Origin of the sequence: Saccharopolyspora halophila, from assembly GCF_039531955.1 — a bacterium.
GTDB classification, from domain to species: Bacteria; Actinomycetota; Actinomycetes; order Mycobacteriales; family Pseudonocardiaceae; genus Saccharopolyspora; species Saccharopolyspora halophila.
This window is the reverse complement of the sequence record NZ_BAAARA010000023.1, coordinates 87,235-107,675: the sequence shown is the minus strand read 5'-3', so window position 1 is coordinate 107,675 and position 20,441 is coordinate 87,235. Positions and strand designations below refer to the sequence as shown.

The 20,441-nt window shown below is 68.8% G+C and carries 18 protein-coding genes; 12 read left to right on the top strand and 6 right to left on the bottom strand.

From position 1 onward, the window contains the following. Positions 1-101: 101 nt before the first annotated feature. On the bottom strand, positions 102-752 hold the full coding sequence (locus ABD289_RS23505; RefSeq protein WP_344137159.1) for a TetR/AcrR family transcriptional regulator: 651 nt from the start codon (positions 750-752) through the stop codon (positions 102-104). Between the two features lie 113 nt (positions 753-865). Between ABD289_RS23505 and ABD289_RS23500 the strand changes: the two genes are divergently transcribed. From ABD289_RS23500 to ABD289_RS23485, 4 genes are all read left to right on the top strand, one after another. After that, positions 866-1,732 carry a shikimate dehydrogenase gene (locus ABD289_RS23500; RefSeq protein ID WP_344137156.1) on the top strand — a complete coding sequence of 289 codons (867 nt, stop codon included), beginning with the start codon at positions 866-868 and terminating at the stop codon, positions 1,730-1,732. Continuing rightward, positions 1,719-3,575, top strand: a complete 1,857-nt coding sequence (locus ABD289_RS23495; RefSeq protein ID WP_344137153.1) for a bifunctional sugar phosphate isomerase/epimerase/4-hydroxyphenylpyruvate dioxygenase family protein — start codon at positions 1,719-1,721, stop codon at positions 3,573-3,575. Before ABD289_RS23500 ends, ABD289_RS23495 begins: the two co-directional genes overlap by 14 nt. A gap of 65 nt (positions 3,576-3,640) precedes the next feature. Next, positions 3,641-5,782, top strand: coding sequence for a beta-glucosidase (locus ABD289_RS23490; protein ID WP_344137150.1), 2,142 nt, complete (start codon positions 3,641-3,643; stop codon positions 5,780-5,782). A gap of 277 nt (positions 5,783-6,059) precedes the next feature. Beyond that, positions 6,060-6,626, top strand: a complete 567-nt coding sequence (locus ABD289_RS23485; protein WP_344137147.1) for a putative immunity protein — start codon at positions 6,060-6,062, stop codon at positions 6,624-6,626. 109 nt (positions 6,627-6,735) lie between these two features. On the opposite strand, the gene ABD289_RS23480 is transcribed toward ABD289_RS23485, so the two are convergent. The 3 genes from ABD289_RS23480 to ABD289_RS23470 form a co-directional block, all read right to left on the bottom strand. Next, positions 6,736-7,590 (bottom strand): NAD(P)-dependent oxidoreductase, encoded by an 855-nt coding sequence (locus ABD289_RS23480; protein ID WP_344137144.1) that lies wholly within the window; start codon positions 7,588-7,590, stop codon positions 6,736-6,738. A 130-nt stretch (positions 7,591-7,720) separates the two neighbouring features. Continuing rightward, entirely contained in the window at positions 7,721-7,987 is a 267-nt protein-coding gene (locus ABD289_RS23475; protein WP_344137141.1) for a DUF3040 domain-containing protein, read from the bottom strand. A 200-nt stretch (positions 7,988-8,187) separates the two neighbouring features. Next, complete coding sequence (locus ABD289_RS23470) at positions 8,188-10,680, bottom strand: ATP-dependent Clp protease ATP-binding subunit (RefSeq protein ID WP_344137138.1); 2,493 nt, start codon at positions 10,678-10,680, stop codon at positions 8,188-8,190. A gap of 220 nt (positions 10,681-10,900) precedes the next feature. On the opposite strand from ABD289_RS23470, the gene ABD289_RS23465 reads away from it, so the two are divergent. The 8 genes from ABD289_RS23465 to ABD289_RS23435 all read left to right on the top strand — a co-directional run bounded on the left by ABD289_RS23465 (position 10,901) and on the right by ABD289_RS23435 (position 19,132). Continuing rightward, positions 10,901-11,527, top strand: coding sequence for a class I SAM-dependent methyltransferase (locus ABD289_RS23465; protein ID WP_344137135.1), 627 nt, complete (start codon positions 10,901-10,903; stop codon positions 11,525-11,527). A gap of 227 nt (positions 11,528-11,754) precedes the next feature. Continuing rightward, entirely contained in the window at positions 11,755-12,258 is a 504-nt protein-coding gene (locus ABD289_RS23460) for an XdhC family protein (RefSeq protein ID WP_344137132.1), read from the top strand. Positions 12,259-12,627: 369 nt separating this feature from the next. Further along, the gene (gene sepF, locus ABD289_RS25425) at positions 12,628-13,128 is read left to right on the top strand and encodes a cell division protein SepF (protein ID WP_425564767.1); all 501 of its coding nucleotides are present in this window, start codon (positions 12,628-12,630) and stop codon (positions 13,126-13,128) included. A 26-nt stretch (positions 13,129-13,154) separates the two neighbouring features. After that, complete coding sequence (locus tag ABD289_RS23455) at positions 13,155-14,012, top strand: SLATT domain-containing protein (RefSeq protein ID WP_344137129.1); 858 nt, start codon at positions 13,155-13,157, stop codon at positions 14,010-14,012. Between the two features lie 81 nt (positions 14,013-14,093). Continuing rightward, positions 14,094-15,281, top strand: a complete 1,188-nt coding sequence (locus ABD289_RS23450) for an RtcB family protein (protein WP_344137126.1) — start codon at positions 14,094-14,096, stop codon at positions 15,279-15,281. Positions 15,282-15,372: 91 nt separating this feature from the next. Further along, the gene (locus ABD289_RS23445; protein WP_344137123.1) at positions 15,373-16,905 is read left to right on the top strand and encodes an acyl--CoA ligase family protein; all 1,533 of its coding nucleotides are present in this window, start codon (positions 15,373-15,375) and stop codon (positions 16,903-16,905) included. Positions 16,906-17,014: 109 nt separating this feature from the next. After that, on the top strand, positions 17,015-17,836 hold the full coding sequence (locus ABD289_RS23440; RefSeq protein ID WP_344137120.1) for an Abi-alpha family protein: 822 nt from the start codon (positions 17,015-17,017) through the stop codon (positions 17,834-17,836). Positions 17,837-17,899: 63 nt separating this feature from the next. After that, positions 17,900-19,132, top strand: a complete 1,233-nt coding sequence (locus ABD289_RS23435) for a DUF445 domain-containing protein (protein ID WP_344137117.1) — start codon at positions 17,900-17,902, stop codon at positions 19,130-19,132. A 194-nt stretch (positions 19,133-19,326) separates the two neighbouring features. On the opposite strand, the gene ABD289_RS23430 is transcribed toward ABD289_RS23435, so the two are convergent. Then, positions 19,327-19,941: an acyltransferase gene (locus tag ABD289_RS23430; protein ID WP_344137114.1), complete on the bottom strand. Its 615-nt coding sequence runs from the start codon at positions 19,939-19,941 to the stop codon at positions 19,327-19,329. A 214-nt stretch (positions 19,942-20,155) separates the two neighbouring features. After that, on the bottom strand, positions 20,156-20,383 hold the full coding sequence (locus ABD289_RS23425; protein ID WP_344137111.1) for a hypothetical protein: 228 nt from the start codon (positions 20,381-20,383) through the stop codon (positions 20,156-20,158). Positions 20,384-20,441: the final 58 nt, after the last annotated feature.

Below are 20,441 nucleotides of genomic sequence, written 5' to 3'. Positions count from 1 at the left end.
GAATCCGTGCACCGTTGCGCGGTGGCTTATGAACCATCTAGTTAGTTCTCAAGACTGTGAAGCGCGGCCCGAGGAGTGTCAATAGGGGTTGGCGGGCTGCTTCAGCGCGCGGTGAGGAAGTCCAGGACGAGATCGCCGAGCATCCGCCGGTAGTGCTCGCGGCGGTCCGGGTCGAGCATGTCGCGCTGGAAGATCGCCTGGAAGGTGTGGCGGTTGGCGGTGCGGAACACGCAGAACGAGCTGATCACCATGTGCACGTCCAGCGCGTCGACGTCCTCGCGGAACGCGCCGGTTCGCCTGCCGCGCTCCAGGATTCCTCCCAGCACCTCGACCGTCGGGGCGGCGAGGCGGGGGAGCAGCTCGGACCTGCTGAGGTGCTCGGCGCGGTGGATGTTCTCGATGCTGACCAGCCGCAGAAAGTCGGGATGCGACTCGTGGTGGTCGAAGGTCAGCTCGGCGAGCCTGCGGATCGCCTCGGCCGGGCCGAGGTCGTCCACGTCGACCCGGCTCTCCAGGTCGCGGATGACCGAGTAGGCGTTCTCCAGCGCGGCCAGGTAGAGCTGTTCCTTGCCGCTGAAGTAGTAGTAGATCATCCGCTTGGTGGTGCTGGTCCGCTCGGCGATCTCGTCGACCCGGGCGCCGGTGTAGCCCTTGTCGGCGAATTCGGCCGTGGCCACCTCGAGGATCTCCGCGCGGGTCCTCTCCGCGTCGCGTTGCCGGACTTCGCGAGGCTCGGACGATGGTGCGGGCACGGAACTCCCCTGCGGTGGCTGCACTTCAGCGCCACTGTAGTGCACGAGGTCTTCACGGGGCGGAGCCATCGCCGTAGTATTAACTAGCTAGTTCGTTAGTTGGAGGTGTGGAAGTGCGAGACGGCTTCCTGGTAGGGCTCATCGGTTCCGGCATCGGTCCCTCGTTGAGCCCGGCGTTGCACGAACGGGAGGCCAACGAACTCGGGCTGCCCTACCGGTACCTGCGCTGGGACCTCGAGGAGCTGGGGGAGCGTCCCGACGCGATCGGGGAGCTGCTGGCGCGCGCTCGTGAACGGGGGTACCGGGGTCTCAACATCACGCATCCCTGCAAGCGGTCGGTGCTGGAGCACCTCGACGAGATCTCGCCGGACGCCGCCGCGCTCGGCGCGGTGAACACCGTCGTGTTCGAGGCGGGGCGCACGACCGGGCACAACACCGACCATTCCGGCTTCGCCCGCAGCTTCCGCAGGGGCCTGCCCGGGGTCCCGTTGGATCGCGTGGTGCTGCTCGGCGCGGGTGGCGCGGGTGCGGCCGTCGCCCACGCGCTGCTCGGGTTGGGGGTCGGTGCGCTGCGCGTGTTCGACGCCGAAGCGGAACGCGCGGACGCGCTCGTCGCGGCGTTGCGGGAGCGGTTCGGCGACCGGGCCGAGGCGGGCAGGGACCTACCGGCGGAGCTGGCCGGGGCGGACGGGCTGGTGCACGCGACACCGACCGGCATGGCCGCGCACCCCGGGCTCCCGGTGCCCACCAGGTCGCTGAACCCGCGGATGTGGGTTACCGATGTGGTCTACCGGCCGCTGCGCACCGAACTCGTAGTCACCGCGCGCGAGCGCGGCTGCCGGGTGCTCGACGGCGGCGGCATGGCGGTCTTCCAAGCCGCCGGCTCGTTCGAGCTGTTCACCGGGGTGGAACCGGACGTCGAACGGATGCTGGGGCATTTCGCCGAACTGGAGCGGGAGGACGCGCATGTCGGAGGGTGAGCCGCGGCGCTCGATCGCCACGGTCTGTCTGTCGGGAACGCTGGAGGACAAGCTGGCCGCCGCGGCGGTGGCGGGTTTCGACGGTGTGGAGATCTTCGAGAACGACCTCGTCGCCTCGGCGAACTCGCCGGTCGAGATCGGCGAGTACTGCCGGGATCTGGGGCTGAGCGTCGATCTCTACCAGCCGTTCCGGGACTTCGAGGCCGTGCCGCCCGCGCAGCTGGCGGACAACCTGCGACGTGCCGAGCGCAAGTTCGACGTCATGGAGCAGCTCGGCACCGATCTGGTGCTGGTGTGCTCCACGGTCTCGCCAACGGCCGTCGATGACGACGAGCTGGCCGCCGAGCAGCTGCGGGCCCTGGCCGAGCGCGCGGCCGCGCGCGGCATGCGGGTGGCCTACGAGGCGCTGGCCTGGGGCCGGTTCGTCAACACCTACGAGCACTCCTGGCGGATCGTGCGCCGCGCCGACCACCCGGCGCTGGGGGTCTGCCTGGACAGCTTCCACGTGCTCTCCCGGGACGGGGATCCGGCGCTGATCCGCACGATCCCCGGCGACAAGCTCTTCTACCTGCAGCTGGCCGACGCGCCCAGGCTGGACATGGACGTGCTGCAGTGGAGCAGGCACCACCGGCTGTTCCCCGGCCAGGGCTCGTTCGACCTGACGACCTTCGCCGCCAACGCTCTCGAGGCCGGCTACGCCGGACCCCTGTCGCTGGAGGTGTTCAACGACGTCTTCCGGCAAGCCGACCCGCGACCGGCCGCAGTGGACGCGATGCGCTCGCTGCGGCTGCTGGAGGAGCAGCTCGGCTATCCGGTGGCCGAACCGGCCCCGCAGCTGTCCGGCTACGCCTTCACCGAGATCACCGCGGACGTCGAGATCTGCCCGTCGCTGACCCGGACGCTGGGCGACCTCGGCTTCGCCCACACCGGCGACCACCACACCAAACCGGTGCAGCGCTGGACGAACGGCACCACCCACGTGCTGGTCAACACCGACGTCTCCGGCAACGGCGGCCCGGAGTCCGGGACGGCCGGCTGCGGCGCGGCGATCGGCGCGCTGGCCGTGGAAAGCGCCGATCCGCCGCGATCGGCGCGGCGGGCCGAGGCGATGCGCTCACCGATCCTCGCCCGCGAGCGCGGTCCGGAGGAGGCCGGGCTGGCCTCGGTCGCCGCGCCGGACGGGACCAACGTGTTCTTCTGCGACAGCGGCGCGGCCGACGGCTGGTCCTCGGACTTCCGCGGTGCGGGGGCGCAGCCGGGCGCAGGGTTGGGGATCACCGGGATCGATCACGTCTCGTTGACCCAGCCGTTCGACCACTTCGACGAGGCGGCGTTGTTCTACCGCTCGGTGCTCGGGCTCGAGCCCGAGGAGGTCGCCGAGTACGCGGCACCGTTCGGCATGGTCCGCAACCGGGGCATGGCCGACGCCGGTGGCTCGGTGCGCATCGCGCTCAACGGCACCCTGGTGCGCCGCGGTGAATGGGCCCCGGTGGTTCGCGATCCCCAGCACATCGCCTTCGCCTGCACCGATGTGCTCGCTGCCGCGAGCGCGCTGGCCGAGTCCGGAGCTCCGGTGCTGCGCATCCCGGACAACTACTACGACGACCTGGACGCCCGCTTCGGCCTGGACGCCGCCCTGCTGGCGCGGTTGCGCGCGCACTCGGTGCTCTACGACCGGGACGGGCACGGCGAGTTCCTGCACGTGTTCACCGAGCTGTTCGGCGACCGCGTGTTCTTCGAGCTGGTCCAGCGCATCGGCAACTACGCCGGCTACGGCGTGGGCAACGCGCCCGTCCGGATGGCGGCCCATCGGCGGAATCGGATGACTGCGAACGGACGATGACTCTCCGGTAACTTCTGCCGCAGGCTGAGTTCGTCTCGTTGTTCGATGGAGAGGGGACTCGGCGGATGCAGCCGGTCAGTCGTCGGATGTTCATGGGTGTGGCCGGGTTGGCCGGGATGTCCGTCGCTCCTTCGGCGAACGCCGCACCCGGACGATGTGGTGAGCACGCGTGGTGCGACGCGCAGCTATCACCCGATGAGCGGGCCGCGCTGGTGCTGCGCGAGATGACGCTCGACGAGAAGGTCTCGCTGCTCGGCGGGGACGACTTCTGGGGCGCGACCGGGTCCGGCCACACCGGCACCGGCCACGGGGTCGAGCGGCTGGGTGTTCCGCCGGTGTACTACGGCGACGGACCGGTCGGTGCTCGGCAGGGCGAGGGCACCTCGATGCCCTCGAGCCTGGCGCTGGCGGCGGGATTCGATCCCGCGCTCGCGCGCGACTACGGCAAAACGGTGGCCAACGAGATCCGCTGCAAGGGCAACGACGTGGTCTTCGGTCCCACCGTGGACGTGCTGCGAATCCCGATGTCCGGAAGGGCGTTCGAGGGATTCGGCGAGGACCCGCACCTGGCCAGCCAGGTGACCGTGCAGTGGGCCGGCGGTGCCCACTCCGAGGGGCTCGTGGTCTGCGTGAAGCACTTCGCCGCCTACACCCAGGAGGGCATCCTCGGCCTGGTCGGGGGCCGGACGCTGTACAACGCGGTCGTCGACGACCGCACCATGCGCGAGATCTACCTGCCGCCGTTCGAAGCCGCAGTCCAAGAGGCCGGGGTGGGCGCGGTGATGGGCTCGTACAACCGCGTCGGCGGTCAGTACGCCTGCGAGAACCAGGCGCTGCTCAACGACCTGCTCAAGGGCGAATGGGGCTTCGCGGGCTACACCATCGCCGACTACGGCGCGATGCACGACACCGGTGCCGCGCTGAGCAACGGCATGGACTTCGAACCCTGGCCCGCCCTGGTCTACTCGCCCGCGGCGATCCACACCGCGCTGGCCGCGGGCGCCGCCTCGACCGCCGACGTGGACGACCACGCGCGGCGAATCCTGCGCACCATGTTCGCCCACGGCATCTTCGACCGCCCGGCCTTCCCGAACGACGAGGGGCAGATCGACCGGCGGGCGCACCTCGAGGTCGCCTCCCGGGTGGCCGAGCAGGGCAGCACGCTGCTGCGCAACGACGGGCTGCTGCCGCTCGACGCCGCGGAGCTGCGCGGCAAGACGATCGCCGTGATCGGCCGCGCCGCCGACGAGTTCGTCCAGGGCGGCGGTTCTTCCTCGACCACCCCGTTCAGCTATGTCAGCCCGCTGCAAGGCCTGCGCGAGCGGGGCGCGCGGGAGGGCATCGAGATCACGCACGAACCCGGCAAGAGCCCGCGCGCAGCGGCCGAGGCGGCCCGCAACGCCGACCTGGCCGTGGTGATCGCCTCCGACCTGATGTCCGAGTTCCTGGACAAGCCGGACCTCGATCTCGACTCCGGCATCGCGAGCTTCCCGCCGCCGCAAGTGGGCGATCCGTTCGCCGACCAGGACGCCGTGATCGAGGCGGTGCTGGAGGCCAATCCGGACGCGGTCGTCGTGCTGGAAACCGGTGGTCCCGTCCGGATGCCCTGGCGGGAGCGCACCCGGGCACTGCTCGAGTCCTGGTACCCGGGCGCCAACGCGGGAACCGCTCTCGCTCGGGTGCTGTTCGGCGACACCGATCCAGGTGGCAGGTTGCCGGTGACCTTCCCGGTCAGCGAGCAGGACCTGCCGACGGCGGGCGATCCGCAGCGCTATCCCGGCGTCGGCGGGGACGTGCACTTCACCGAGGGCGTCTTCGTCGGGTACCGGCACTACGACGCGAACGAGATCGCCCCGGCGTTCCCGTTCGGCCACGGGCTGTCCTACACCACCTTCGGCTACGACGACCTGCGCGTCGGGGACCGCGCGGTCAGCGTCACGGTCACCAACACCGGTGCCCGCACCGGCTACGCCGTCCCGCAGCTCTACCTCGGGCTTCCGGCGGTCGTCCCGCAGCCGCCGCGCCAGCTGAAGGGCTTCCGCAAGCTCGAACTGCAACCGGGAGAATCGGTTTCGGTCGAGTTCGCGCTCACCGACCGCGACCTGTCCTACTGGGACGACGGCTGGCGGATCTCCGAGGGCGAGTACCGCGTGCTGGTGGGCGAGTCGTCCCGCGACATCCGCCTCGAGGGCGGGTTCACCGTCTAGGAGTACCGACCGCGGGCATCCGCGGTGATTCGGGTTGCGCACTCCCGAGTCGCCGCGGGGATGCTCCGGGAGGTTCGTCCGGGGCGTCGCGCAGCGGCACCGAGCAGCTCCGCGGATGGTGCGTTCAGGCGTTGCAGCCGGTACTGCAGCTGGTGCCGCGCCGCCGACGGGTCCCCGAACTCGTGGGCCCGGGCGATCTGTGCGGGCTGCCCTCCGGGCGCCACCGAGGAATCGGGTTTGGACCCCGCACCGTCGAGGCGAAGTTACGATGCGGTGCATGGCCGCCAACGGCGCGCCGGGGTCGCCCGTCCCGCGCACCCCGGACTTCGACCTGTCGATGGACGAGATCCGGGCGGTGACCGCGTTCAACCTGGCCTGCGCCCTGCGCGTCATCGATCTCTTCGAGGCCGCGCACCCGCACGACGAGCGCCCCAGGCAGGCACTGGCGGCGGCTGCGGACTTCGTTCGCGGGGGACCGCGATCGCGGGCGCAGCGCAGCAGCGCACCGGCGGCTCACCGCGCGGCGAAGGAGGTCTCCCCAGCTGCTTCGCATGCGGCGATGGCCGCCGGCGACGCGGCGGCGTCCGCCTACGTCCACCCGCTCGCCGACGGCGCGCAGGTCGGCCACGTCCTGCGGGGTCCGGCGCACACCGTCCTGGCCCTGCAGCTGGGCCCGGTGAACCCGCTGGCGCGAGCGGAAGCCGAAGCGGCAGTGCTGCAGGACGCGACCGCCACCCTGGTGGAGGTGTTGCGCCGCTATCCCCGCGTGAGTGGACGCGGCCGTGACATCGCCGAAGTGATGGACGCCCTCGACGCGCGCCTTCGCGCGGGAACGAGCGGATGAGAAACCTGCCCGGGCGAACCGGGCGGCGAGCCGCGGAGCGTCCGGTGGCGTGCGGTCGCGGGCTCGGGTGGGCTGTGCGAGCCCACCCGAACACCTCCGGAACGCGGCGCTACGGGCGCGAGGCGAAGTAGACGGCAGCCATGTCCTTGTCGCCGTGACCGGCGTTGAGCGCCCGTGCGAAGCGTTCCCGCACGGCCTGGGACAGGTCCAGGCGGATGTCGGAGCTGGCCGCCTGACCGATGAGGCCGGCGTCCTTGGCCGCCCCGCTGAGGGTGAAGGCGGGCGTGAAGTCGTCCTCGATGATCGCCTTGCCCTTGAGGTGCGCGTAGGCGGAATCGGTCGCAGTGCCCTCGATCGCGCCCAGGAAGTCCTTCGGGTCCACGCCCAGGTCCTCGGCGAGGCCGATCGTCTCGGCGACGGCGTTGGTCAGCGTCAGCACCCAGTTGTTGGCCACCAGCTTCAGCCGCGTTCCCGCGGCCTGCGCGGCGTCCTCGCCGACCCACTGGGTCTTCGATCCCACGGCGTCGAACAGCGGCTGCACCCGGTCGCGCACCTGTGCCGGGCCCGCTGCCAGCACCACCAGCTGCGCGTTCTCCGCGGGCGCTTTGGTGCCCAGCACCGGGGCGTCCACCAACGGGACCTCGCCCGCCGCCGCGCACGCCTGCTCGGTCGCGGGGATCCCGATGGTGCCCATCTGCACCCACACCCCGCCCGGGTTGAGCACCTCGGCGGCCTCCCGGCCCGCGTTCACGGTGGAGTCGCCGTCGAGCAGCATCGTGATCAGGAAATCGGCGCCCCGCGCGGCTTCGGCGGGGGAATCGGCGACCACGGCGCCGTGCTCGGTGAGGGGTTCGGCCTTGTTCCGGGTGCGGTTCCACGCCCGGACGTCGAACCCGGCGGCGCGCAGGTTGCGCACCATCGGAAAGCCCATCGTGCCGGTGCCCAGAAACGCCACAGCGGTCATTCGAACTCCCAACTAGCCGCGAAGATCCACCGGCGATTCTCCTCGCGGGAGCGCTGCTCGACCACACGGGAACCGCCGGTGTGTCGGAGCACATCGGCGCGTGGGGAAACCCCGCTCAAGCCACCGCGGATCAGCTCAACCGGAGCTGGACGGCGTTCGCGGCCAGCAGCAGTCCGGCGGTGAACACGGCGGTGAGCATCGCACCGCCCTCGCCGAGGAACAGGCAGATGACCGCCAGGACACCGGAGAACACCGCCAGCAGGTTCGTTGTGGAAAGGCGGGCCCGCAGATATCCCACCGTGCTGGTCTGGTCCATCTTGCGCGCGAGCCGGGGATCGTCCTCAGCGAGCTGCTGCTCGATCTCCTGCAGGCGGCGCCGTTCTTCCCTGGGGAGCATGGCTACCTCCGCCGGGTTGTACCGCCTCGTTGACCAAGTATTGCAACGTTGGCACCTCGCTGTGAAGGGTCCAACCGGGGTGTTCGCGTTTTCACCGTAACGGGATCGCGCCAGGTCAGCGCGTTGGAGAATGGAAGGAAACCCTCGGGTACGCAACGGGGGCGGGCACTCGGTCGAGTGCCCGCCCCTTCTCATCGCGCTCAGACCGCGGCCGGGACCTCCACCCGCAGGTCCAGCTGACCGTCGGCGGTGCCTACGCGCAGCCGAGTGCCCTCGGTGAGCTCGCCGTCGAGCAGCAGGTCGCTGATCCGGTCGTCGAGCTCGCGCTCGATGGCCCGCCGCAGCGGCCGCGCACCGAACTCGGGCTGGTAGCCCCGCTCGGCGATCCAGGCGACCGCGTCGTCGTCGAAGGTGACCTCGACGCCCAGCTCGTTCAGCTTCGCCGTCGTGCGCTCCAGCAGCATCCGGGTGATGGCGTGCAGCTGCTCGCCGTCCAGCCGCCGGAACACCACGGTTTCGTTGATCCGGTTGAGGAACTCGGGCCGGAACGCCTCCTTGAGCTTCGGCATGATCCGCTCCTCGAGGTCCTGCGTCGGGCTGCCCGCGGTGAAGCCGATCCTGCCGCCCGCGCTGGAGACGATCTCCGAACCCAGGTTCGAGGTCATGATCAGCACGGTGTTGCTGAAGTCCACCGTGCGGCCCTGACCATCGGTGAGCCTGCCGTCGTCGAGCACCTGCAGCAGCGTGTTGAACACGTCCGGGTGGGCCTTCTCGATCTCGTCCAGCAGCACCACGGAGTACGGGTTGCGCCGAACGGTCTCGGTCAGCTCACCGGCCTCGCCGTGGCCGACGTAGCCCGGAGGAGCCCCGACCAGCCGGCTCGCGGTGTGCCGCTCCTGGAACTCGCTCATGTCCAGCCGGATCATCCGCTGCTCGTCGCCGAACAGCGACTCCGCCAGGGCCTTGGCCAGCTCGGTCTTGCCGACACCGGTCGGGCCCAGGAACAGGAAGCTGCCCACCGGCTTGCCCGGCTCGCCCAGGCCGCTGCGCGCGCGGCGCACCGCACGGGACAGCGCCCGCACCGCGTCGTCCTGGCCGATGACCCGCTGGTGCAGCTCGGACTCCAGGTTCTGCAGCCGGACCTTCTCGGCCGCGGTCAGCCGCGACACCGGGATGCCGGTCGCCCGCGAGATCACCTCGGCGATGTCGGCAGCGGAGACCTCCAGGGACCCGGCCGTCTCGTCGCCCAGCTTGTCCTGCTCGGCGGTGATCTCGTCGCGCACGCTCGAAGCCCGTTCGTAGTCCTCCTGGGAGACGGCCTCGTTCTTGGCCTCCTCGAGCCGCGCGATGCGCTCCCGGATCTGCTTGGAGTCCGACGCGCCCGAGTTGAGGCGCTTGCGCGCACCGGCCTGGTCGATGAGGTCGATGGCCTTGTCCGGCAGGAAGCGGTCGTTGACGTACTGGTCGGACAACCGGGCCGCCGCCTGCACTGCCTCGTCGGTGTAGTGCACGTCGTGGTGCTGCTCGTACCGGTCCTGCAGGCCCCGCAGGATCGCGATCGTGTTGTCCACGCTCGGCTCGGGCACCTGCACCGGCTGGAAACGGCGCTCCAGCGCCGCGTCCTTCTCGATGTTCTTGCGGTACTCCTCGAGCGTGGTGGCACCGACCACGTGCAGCTCACCGCGCGCCAGCCGGGGCTTGAGGATGTTGCCCGCGTCCATGGCGCCCTCGGCGCCACCGGCGCCGACCACGGTGTGCACCTCGTCGATGAACACGATCAGCTCGTCGGTGTGCTCGGTGATCTCGTCGATCACCTTGGTCATCCGCTCCTCGAAATCACCCCGGTAGCGGGTGCCGGCCAACATGCCGGAGAGGTCCAGCTGCACGACCCGCTTGCCGGTCAGCACGGCGGGCACGTCACCGGAGGCCACGCGCTGGGCCAGGCCCTCGACGACGGCGGTCTTGCCGACGCCGGCCTCGCCGATGAGCACGGGGTTGTTCTTGGTGCGACGGGACAGGATCTCGATGGTCTGCTCGATCTCGTCGGCCCGGCCGATCACCGGGTCGAGCTTGTCGTCCCGAGCCAGCTCGGTGAGGTCCCGCCCGTAGGTGTCCAGGGTCGGGGTCTCGCTCTCGGCCGACGTGGTGCCGGTCGCGGTGGCCTGGCCCTGCTGCGGGTGCTGCTCCGCGTCGCGCAGCGCTTCCGGGCTCGCCCCCGCGGCGCCCAGCAGCCTGCCGGTCTCGGTCTCGGGGTTAGCCGACAGCGCGAACAGCACGTGCTGCGGGCCGATGTAGGTCGAACCCAGAGCCCGGGAGATCCGGTGGGCGTCGGCGAGCGCGGTGCGCGCCGCAAGGGTCAGCGTCACGGACTCGTCCCGCGCGCGGTCCTTCGCCGCGGGCAGGTGCGCCTCGACTTCCTTGGCGAACGAGTCGGGGTCCACACCGACCTGCTGCAGCCGGGAGCGCGTCGGCTCCTGCTTGGTGGCCGCCCACAGCAGGTGCAGGGCGTCCAGGGCCTCCTGGCCGCGCTCGTGCGCGATCTGCGCCCCGGTGCCCAACAGCTGCTGCGCCTGCTCGGTGAGCAGTTCGGTGATGTCCACCCGACGTGAGCCGGACGCGGCGTCGTCGGCCCCGAAGAAGCGCGCGAAGTACTCGTCGAACGGGCCGCCGACCGGTCCGAAGAACGTCGCCATCTCAAACCTCCTCGCGGCGGTGTTGCTCTCCAACGCCGCCATCTAGTTGAGCCTGCTGCTATCAACCAACATAAGCGAAGCCGGAGTAATTCCAAGTGCGGGGTGTCGTGGTCCGCGTCACGTCCGAAGTCGGGCGTTCCGGTCCTTCCGGGCGGTGTTGACCTCGAGTGCGCTGGAAGTCGCAGGCTGGTCGAGCACGTGCTGACGGAAGGAGCACTCGATGGGAACAACAGTGGAGCCGTCTGTATTCACCGAGGCCTACGCCAACGGCAGCCCGCCGTGGGTCATCGGAGCGCCGCAGCCCGCGGTGCTCGAGCTCGAGGCCGCCGGGGAGATCGCCGGAGCGGTGCTCGATCCGGGCTGCGGCACCGGCGAGCACACGATGCTGCTGGCCGAGCGGGGCTACCAGGTGCTCGGCGTGGACGCGGCACCGAACGCGATCGAACTCGCCGAGACCAACGCCTCCAAGCGGGGGATCGACGCCCGGTTCGCCGTGGGCGATGCGATGGAGCCGCCCGGCGGCCCGTACGACACGGTCGTCGACAGCGCGCTGTTCCACGTCTTCGACGCCGACGACCAGCGGCGCTACGCGGACGGTCTGCATCGCGCGTGCGGGCCGGGCGCGCGCGTGCACGTGCTCGCGCTGGCCGACGCCGAGCCCGCCCTCGGGCCGGTGGTACCGAGGTCGGCGTTCGCGGCGGCCTTCGCCGACGGCTGGCGGCTGGAGGGCGTCCGGGAGACCACCTACCGGGGCGTGGCGCGCGGCGAGCACGCCACCGCGTTCGGCGTCGGCGACGGGGACCTGGTGGACGCTCCGGCCTGGTTGGCCACCGCCGTTCGGCTGTAGGAGCTGTTCGGGAAGGGTTTTGCGGTGCGGTCGCCGGAGCCGAGCGGTTTCGCGGACCTCCGCGCGTCGCATCGAGGCGGCGTCAGGACGGTCGCCGCGAAGCCGCTCGGGATCCGCGGCCGGGCCTGCGGAGCCCGCAACGGCAGCGGCGGCTCCACCGCCGCCCCGAACCCGCCCGGGCCGGCGACCCCGTGTGGTGCCTGCCACGCGCATGGCATTCTGGCCTCATGGCTGAGGATGTTGCTTGCGCCGTCGCGCACGGTCACGTCGAGGTTCCGGTGGACACCGGCGAGAAGGTCCTGGCGGCGGTGTTCGCCTCCCCGGTGGCCGAGCACCTGCTGCGCTACGGCCGCGACCTCGGCTACGCCACGATCCTGATCGAACCGGATGCCGCGCGAGCGGCCGAGCACGAGGCGGTGACCTCGGTGCCGGAGCTGGGGCCGGGCGTGGACGTGGTGCTCACCGATCACCACCGGGACGAGCTCGGCCCGGTCCTGCGCGACGTCCTGGAGCGCGACGCCCGCTGGGTGGGCATCATGGGCAACCCGCGCCACCAGGGCCCGCACGTCGAGGCCCTGCGCGCCCTGGACGTCCCGGAGGACGACATCAAGCGCGTCCACCGCCCGATCGGGCTCAACATCGGGTCCCGGACGCCCCCGGAGATCGCCATCGCCACTCTCGCGGGCCTGATCGCCGACCGGAACGACAAGCCGGGCGGCTTCTTCGGCTGAGCCGTGGATGTGGTCGCGGCCGGTAGGAGTTCACGGCAACCCGTGCTTCTTTTAATGTGGGTAGGCTAGCACCGTAGTTCAGATCTACGGCGTGGTTCCACGTGAGCCGTTCCTAATGCGTTGACTCAGCCGCGTTGAAGACGCCCCCCGGTCGGTGCATCGCGCGACGCCGATGGAATAAGGGACTTCGACTCGTACTCGACGCTTGCCATTTCAAGCCGAATTAGACGTCAAGTGAAAGCCTTGTGTCCAATATGGTGTTCATCCCCAGGTAGCGCAGTTGTCCTGGCTGAACGCAAGACTCCAAATAGGTGAAATGAAAATTCCAGAAAATTTCGCAAGCGCCTGACTGTTGGAACTCTGAATTGTATGATGCAGGGCATGGCGTTTGCGCAGTTGGCGTTAGGGTACCTTCAGATACTGGTATGGCCCGTTACGGTTTGTTTTATTCTCTGGATTGGATCGCGCGTTGCGCTCCGTCTGACGGCGAGGGGGAATCTAGCTCCCGTTGCCTCTCCTTCCAGGGAGATTACCGACTCTGGTGATTCTTCATTGGTTCGTATCGGCGAGTGGGTTAACGAATCCGAGGAATTGACTTCATTGGCTGCCCCCTCGCGTGCGGACCCAGTTATTCACCTGCGGGGCACGGTCAGGTTGGCTCCGACTGAGTACCGCGAGGCCGTCCAGGATATTCATGGGAACATGGCGGCAAAGCGGGTGAGCGTACTTGACTTAACGGCGGCTGATGAACGTACCGCGCGGCGAATAATTGACTTTTGCACCGGTGTAGTCATCGCCTCTAAAGGGCATGCGCACAAGGTATCCACTTCTAGTGTCATCCTAATCCCGAGTTCCGACGACCCGAGCTAGAAGAGAATTTATGGATTACCAGCTGCTTGTTCGAACAGGAGAACCTGTTGCCTGATGCGCGCGAAGTGTCGACGCCAAATGAGAAGCTGCTGTACATTAATCACCAAATACGCGAGCTCGAGCACGACATTAGGGTTGCTCGGCGACGGCGGAATTGGGGCAATCTTTCTCTTGTTTTGGGTCCGGTGCTCCTACTGGGATTCTATGTTCTATGGTGGCTGCCATGGGTCACTGGTGCATTGTACCTAGCGATCGTTATTCCAGGTATGCCGATGAGCTTGGCTTTTGCTGCTTATTCGCTGAGTGCAAAGTTTCACCCAGGCGGACCGAAAGGGAAAGATAACAGCAGGAAAAAGGAGGGGCAGCTTGAGCTCGACGTTGCCCGTGTTAGAGAGTCGCGAAAGCTGACGATCTCTAATGCCGGGTTCAACACACGCGTGCGACGTTTAGCGTACAAGGAAGATGCCTATTCGGATATTGAAAGTCTCCGAGGTGAAAGTAAGAAGTACCGCCGTGTGAATAACATCCTCCAAGGGGTGCTGATTCTGGGGTCGCTTTCCTCGACGGCGGCTTCTGGCGTGGCCGGGGCCATACCAGAAGTTCGTTGGGCGATCTTAGGGGTGACGTTTCTCGTCGGTGCGTCGAGCGGATTCTTGGGGTATTTCAAATACAAGGAGCGTAGCTTTTATCTACAGCAGACTGCGGATTCCATCGAGGAAGAGTGGGAGGCTCTCGAAGTGGGAATTGGTCGATACAAGAAGCTGAGTGATAAGGAGGCTTTGGAGGAATTCTCTGAACAGGTGCACAGATTGAAATCAGAGCAGAAGAAGCGGCAGCAAAACCTCGAACAGCCTCCTGAGTTGCGTGGGGCAGACGACGCATAGTTGTGGCAGAATTCTGTTTCCAGAGCAGCGGTGAATTGGGCAATGTCCTAGGTCGTCGATCGCGAGTGACTGGAGGACCTGATGCGGACCGTCGAGGGCGGCCGGGTCCCGATCCGGATGTGGGCCGACCCCGATTCCATCGAGGACGCGGCACTGGGGCAGCTGCGCAACGCCTCGAACCTGCCGTGGATCCACGGCGTGGCCGTGATGCCCGACGTGCACTACGGCAAGGGCGCCACGGTCGGCAGCGTGCTGGCCATGCGCGACGCCGTCTCGCCCGCGGCGGTCGGGGTGGACATCGGCTGCGGGATGAGCGCGGTGCGCACCTCGCTGACCGCCGCGGATCTGCCCGATGACCTGGGGCGGTTGCGGCGGCGCATCGAGTCGGCCGTGCCGGTCGGGTTCGCGATGCACGAGACGCCGGTGAATCCGGATCGGGTGCCCGGTACCGGCGGGTGGGACGACTTCTGGGCGCGGTTCGCCGAGCTGCACCCCGACGTGCAGTCGCTGCGGGAGCGCGCCCGCCGCCAGATCGGCAGCCTGGGCGGCGGAAATCATTTCATCGAGGTGTGCCTGGAGCAGGGCGGCGAGGACGCGGGCCGGGTGTGGCTGATGCTGCACTCCGGATCGCGGGGCATCGGCAACGAGCTCGCCAAGCGGCACATCGACGCCGCGCGCGGCTTGCCGCACAACGCGGACCTGCCCGATCCGGACCTCGCGGTGTTCGTGGCGGACACGCCCGAGATGGCGGCTTACCGCGGAGATCTGTTCTGGGCCCAGGAGTACGCGGCCCGCAACCGGGCGACGATGGTGGCGCTGGTGCAGTCCGCGCTGGCCGAGGTGGTGCCCGGCACCCGGTTCGACGAGCCGATCTCGTGCCATCACAACTACGTCGCCGAGGAGACCTTCGACGGAGTGGACGTGCTGGTGACGCGCAAGGGCGCGATCCGCGCGGGCTCGGGCGAGATGGGCATCATCCCGGGCAGCATGGGAACCGGCTCCTACATCGTGCGCGGACTGGGGAACCCGGAGTCGTTCCGATCGGCCTCGCACGGCGCCGGGCGGCGGATGTCCCGGCGGAAGGCGAAGAAGACCTTCAGCGCCGACGACCTGGCCGCGCAGACGGCAGGCGTGGAGTGCCGCAAGGACGGCGCGGTCGTCGACGAGATCCCCTCGGCGTACAAGGACATCGACGCGGTGATCCGGGCGCAGCGCGATCTTGTCGAAGTCGTCGCCCAGCTCAAGCAGGTGGTCTGCGTGAAGGGATGAGCGCGACGCGGCCGCTCAGGAATGTCATTGCCCGGGTTGTTCGGGTCGTTAGGCTTCGTGCGACCCGGCGTCGGGTGGACGGAGGCGTGCCTTGAGTGGAATCGCGTTTCGGGAGTTGACCCCGGTCTCGTTTCTGGAGCGGGCGGCCGCGGTCTTCGCCGACCGACCTGCCGTCGTCGACGGCGAGCACCGCTGGAACTACGCGCAGCTGTGGCAGCGGGTGCAACGGCTGGCCGGGCTGCTTCGGGCCAGGGGCGTCCAGCCCGGTGATCGGGTCGCGGTGCTCGCGCCGAACACGCACCTGCTCCTGGAGGCGCACTACGGCGTCCCGCTCGCCGGAGCGGTGCTGGTCGCGCTGAACACCCGCCTGGCGCCCGCCGAGATCGGCTACATCCTGCGGCACAGCGGCGCGAGCCTGGTGCTGGCCGACGCCGAGTACCGCGGCGTCCTGGACGAGGCGATGGACGAGCCCCTCCCGGTGATCGACTCCAGCGGCTACGACGATCTCGTGGACTCGTCCGAGGAGCACCGGGTGGAGGTCTCCGACGAGCGTTCGCTGCTGTCGATCAACTACACCTCGGGCACGACGGGCAGGCCCAAGGGCGTGATGTACCACCACCGCGGCGCCTACCTGCAGGCCATGGCCATGGCCTTCCACGCCAAGCTGGACACCGGTAGCCGCTACCTGTGGACCTTGCCCATGTTCCACTGCAACGGCTGGTGCTTCCCCTGGGCGGTCACCGCTGCGGGCGGCGTGCACCACTGCCTGCGCGGGGTCGACCCGGCCGAGATCTGGCGGGTGATCGCCACCGAGGGGATCACGCACTTCTGCGGCGCGCCCACGGTGCTGACCATGCTCGCCGAACACCCCGGTGCGGCCCGTTTGGACCGGACCCTGCGGGTCTTCTCCGGCGGCGCTCCGCCGTGGCCCGCGCTGCTGGCCAGGATGGGCGAGCTGGGCATCGACATCCAGCACCTGTACGGGCTCACCGAGACCTTCGGGCCCGCGGCCGTGTGCGAGCCGCAGCCGGAGTGGCCCGGGGACCTGGAACAACGGGCCGGGTTGATCGCCCGGCAGGGCATCGCCAACGTCATCGCCGAACCCGTGCGCGTGGTCGATCCGGCGACCGGCGAGGACGTTCCGGCCGACGGGCGCACACCGGGCGAGGTCCTGCTGCGCGGCAACGACGTCATGCTCGGTTACTACCGCGACGAGGAGGCCACCGCTGCGGCCACCCTCGACGGCTGGTTCCGCACCGGTGACCTGGGCGTCTGCCATCCCGACGGATACATGGAGCTGCGCGACCGGATCAAGGACGTGATCATCTCGGGCGGTGAGAACATCACCTCGATCGAGGTGGAGAACGCGCTGACCGCGCATCCCGACGTCCTGGAGGCCGCTGTCGTGGCCGCTCCGCACGACAAGTGGGGCGAGGTCCCCATCGCGTACGTGACCGCGCGCGAGTCGGCGAGTCTGGACGAAGCGGAACTCGTCGCGTTCGTCCGGAATCGGATCGCGCATTTCAAGGTTCCCAAGCGCATCGTGTTCGGCGACCTGCCCAAGACCTCCACCGGCAAGCTGCAGAAGAACGTGCTCCGGGAGCGAGCCAGAACCGTTCCGTAATCTGAATGCTCTGGTCAGCAAGGCCCTCGGCGGGCGATACTCCGCACACCACTGATCGGCGAGCACGTCGTGATCAGCGGGTGGTGGAAGCTTACTAGGGGGCCGATTCGTGGCAGGGGAGATCGAGCTGAGCCGGCCGGTCGAGGCGGAGGACGCCGGCCGTTCGTCCGTCTCGAACGTCGTCGGCGGGCTGCTGGGCTGGGCGGCGCGCGCGGGCAAGGACCTGGCCGGCACCGGCATGGGGATCGTGCGCGAGCTCCCCGGTGGCGCCGAGTTCGAGCGCCAGGTGCACAGCGCGGAGAAGGTCGTGGCGTCCGGTGTTCGCCAGTGGGCGGAGTCGGTCGACGAGCGGGAGCGCGGACACGACGAGGACGCCGAGGAGTCGGCCGAGAAGGAAGCCGGGTCGCAGCTGGAGCCGGTTCCGGACGCGCTGCGCGAGACGATGTCCGAGCTGCTGTTCCGATCGGCCACCAACCGGCGCGAGCACGCCCGCGAACAGCTCTACAAGAGCATCCTGCAGCTGATCGTGCCCGATGAGGCGCGCATCCTGGCCGGTTTGAGCGATGGCGCCGCCTATCCGGTGGTGCACGTTACCGAGCGCTCCGGCATCACGGGAAGCAGCAGGTTCGCGCTGCGCAACGGCTCCACCGTCGGACGCGCGGTCGGCGTGACGCTGCACGAGGAGGTGCCGCACTACCTCGCGCGGTTGCAGGCCCTGGGGCTGATCGAGATCGGCCCCGCGCTGGAAGGGCTCGACGATCAGTACCAGATTCTGCAGACCGAAGCGCGGGTCCGAGAGGCTTTGCAAATGGCCAAATCCGCCCGAGTGGTGCGGCGGAGTGTGCGAATTTCCGATTTGGGCGCGAGATTTTGGAAACGGTGTGATCCCGCTTCGCTCCCGGACCCCGGCACCGCCTTGAGCGCTGAGTAGCCAGGTAGGCTCACTCCGCGTAGGAGCGTTGCCACGCAGGCGATTCGGGGAGAGGGTGTGAGGATGGGAGCGATTCTCCAGGATTTCGAGCAGTACTGGATGATCTATCTCTCCATTCCGATCGTGGCGGCGTTGATCGGCTACGTGACCAAGGTCCTGGCCATCAAGATGATGTTCTTCCCGCTGGAGTTCAAGGGTTTCAAGCCCTACTTCGGCTGGCAGGGCGTGGTGCCGAAGCACGCGGCGAAGATGGCGGGAATCGCGTGCGACACGCTGACTCAGCAGCTGCTGAGCCCGCGCGAGGTTGTCGACCGGCTGGACGCGGAACGCCTGGTCGCCGAGGTGGACCGGCCGTTGCGGCAGACGATCGAGGAGATCGTCGAGGAGGTCGCCACCACCTATCAGCCGGGGCTCTGGGAGGCGACCCCGGCGTCGGTGCGCCGCGCCATGGTCAGCAGGGTGCAGGCGGACGCGCCGAGGATGCTCAGCGAGATCCTCGACGAGATCAAGTCCGATGTGGACAACGTCTTCGACCTCAAGACGATGGTCGTGACGAGCCTGGTCCGGGACAAGGAACTGCTCAACCGGATCTTCCTGGAGGCCGGGGACAAGGAGTTCCAGTTCATCCGCCGCTCGGGGGCGGCGTTCGGATTCATCATCGGCCTGGTGCAGATGGTCGCCTGGGTGGTGTTCAAGGAACCGATCCTGATGCCGCTGTTCGGCCTGTTCACCGGCTGGTTCACCGATTGGCTCGCGCTGAAGATGATCTTCCGGCCGCTGGAGCCGAGGCGCTACTTCGGCTTCGAGTGGCAGGGCCTGTTCCTCAAGCGCCGCAAGGAGGTCGCCGCGGCCTACGCGGACCTGATCTCCAAGGAGATCGTCACCCCGCGCAACGTCATCGAGGCGGTGCTGCGCGGTCCGCTGTCGGACAAGGTGCTGGCGCTGGTGACCCGCAAGGTCGACGAGGAGCTCAACCGGCGCACCAGCATCGCCAAGCCGCTGGTGGTCTTCGCCGTCGGTGGCAGGCGCTATCAGGACCTCAAGCAGCGCATCGCCGAGATGTTGATGACCAAGTTGCCCGACACCATGAGCTACGTGGAGAACTACGCCGCGGACGCCATGGACATCCGCAACACGCTCACCACCAGGATGCAGGAGCTCGAACCGGAGGAGTTCGAGGAGCTGCTGCGTCCCGCGTTCCGGCAGGAGGAGTGGCTGCTCATCGCGACCGGTGCGCTGCTGGGGTTCGCGGTAGGCGAGGTGCAGGTCATAGCCCTGGAACTCCTGACCACTTAGGGACTGTTCCAGCTCGGGGTTTGCGTGGCGGGTGCGGGTGGCGGAACCTGACGCGCCGTGTGGTCGCGGGATCCGCTCCTTGAGTAGCGGCCCGGCGTCGCGGCTGCCCTCGCCGCACCGCGTCAGACCCCGCTGCGGCGCGGCTTGAGTCGCACCCCTGGAACAGCGGCTGCGCCGCGTTGCTCAACAAGCCCCTAGACGGCGTCGCGTTGGGGCTCGTGCGTGCGGATCACGCGTGCGGGGACGCCGGCCAGGACGCTGTTCGGCGGGTAGGTTCCGGCTCGCACCTGCGAACCGGAGGCGACCATCGAGTTCTCCCCGATGTGCGCCCCGGCGAGGATCACGGCTCCGGTGCTGATCACGGTCCCGGAGCCCACGGTCACCCCTTGGACATGCAGGGGCCACTGCGCGGCGACCGGCACATCGGGGAGATCGTGCCGGTGGTGGTGATCGACGATGGTGACCCGGCTGGCGGTCCACACGTCCTCGCCGAGCACCACCGAGTGCATCGCGAGGATCTCGGCGTTGCGGCCCAGCACGCACCGGTCGCCGATCTCGATCATCGGCTCGCCCCTGCCCAGGTTCGCCCCGGGCAGGCCAGCGGAGAAGACGGTGTGCTCGTTGACGATGCACCCGGCCCCGACCTTGACCCGGTCGACCCCGGTCAACGCCCCCTGCGGGAACGCCAGAGCGGACCCCGGCCCGAAAGCCCCGAACTGCCGCCCCTCGGGCGTGTCCGCGGTGATCGCGGCCCCGTTCCGCAGCTTTCGCGCCGCGGCCCGAGCCACCCAACCGGCCCACCGGTACATCGCCGAACCTCCCTACCCAGCAGTAGGCCAAGGTACCGGAACCGCTGTGCACCCCTCATCCACAGGTGACGCCCACCTCGGGCGCGGACTGAGCCGACGCCTGTGGAACTCGACCTCGAGAACGTGTCGGCTCGTCCGGAGCTGGGGACTGCGGCAGGGCTGGAGCGTGCGCGGTCAGGAGCGTTCGGCTGAATCGCGTCTCGGCCACGCGCAGCTAGTCCTGTTCCTTGCGGAGTATTTCGTAGCAGTTGAGGCAGGTCGGGAGGGTGATCCAGTCCATCTCCGAAGGCCTGGCCATCGGGACCTCCTCGGCGCAGACGGTGGTGCCGCTGCGCTCGCCTTCCCAGCGGCGTCCGCGGAAGGCGTGGCGCTTGCCGCTGTTCTGATCACCGGCGGGGATCGGCAGCCAGAAGTGGCGGGGGAGTGCCGGGTCGGCGGGCATGCGGGCTCTCCTTCGGGGTGTTGTCCGGGGCTTCCGGGGCGGTCGTACGATGGCGAGT

Coding starts and splice junctions, on each gene's coding strand:
- ABD289_RS23495 (WP_344137153.1), top strand. CDS start 1,719: ATGTCGGAGGGTGAGCCGCGGCGCTCGATCGCCACGGTCTGTCTGTCG.
- ABD289_RS23490 (WP_344137150.1), top strand. CDS start 3,641: ATGCAGCCGGTCAGTCGTCGGATGTTCATGGGTGTGGCCGGGTTGGCC.
- ABD289_RS23485 (WP_344137147.1), top strand. CDS start 6,060: ATGGCCGCCAACGGCGCGCCGGGGTCGCCCGTCCCGCGCACCCCGGAC.
- ABD289_RS23480 (WP_344137144.1), bottom strand. CDS start 7,590: ATGACCGCTGTGGCGTTTCTGGGCACCGGCACGATGGGCTTTCCGATG.
- ABD289_RS23475 (WP_344137141.1), bottom strand. CDS start 7,987: ATGCTCCCCAGGGAAGAACGGCGCCGCCTGCAGGAGATCGAGCAGCAG.
- ABD289_RS23470 (WP_344137138.1), bottom strand. CDS start 10,680: ATGGCGACGTTCTTCGGACCGGTCGGCGGCCCGTTCGACGAGTACTTC.
- ABD289_RS23465 (WP_344137135.1), top strand. CDS start 10,901: ATGGGAACAACAGTGGAGCCGTCTGTATTCACCGAGGCCTACGCCAAC.
- ABD289_RS23460 (WP_344137132.1), top strand. CDS start 11,755: ATGGCTGAGGATGTTGCTTGCGCCGTCGCGCACGGTCACGTCGAGGTT.
- sepF (WP_425564767.1), top strand. CDS start 12,628: ATGATGCAGGGCATGGCGTTTGCGCAGTTGGCGTTAGGGTACCTTCAG.
- ABD289_RS23450 (WP_344137126.1), top strand. CDS start 14,094: ATGCGGACCGTCGAGGGCGGCCGGGTCCCGATCCGGATGTGGGCCGAC.
- ABD289_RS23435 (WP_344137117.1), top strand. CDS start 17,900: ATGGGAGCGATTCTCCAGGATTTCGAGCAGTACTGGATGATCTATCTC.
- ABD289_RS23430 (WP_344137114.1), bottom strand. CDS start 19,941: ATGTACCGGTGGGCCGGTTGGGTGGCTCGGGCCGCGGCGCGAAAGCTG.
- ABD289_RS23425 (WP_344137111.1), bottom strand. CDS start 20,383: ATGCCCGCCGACCCGGCACTCCCCCGCCACTTCTGGCTGCCGATCCCC.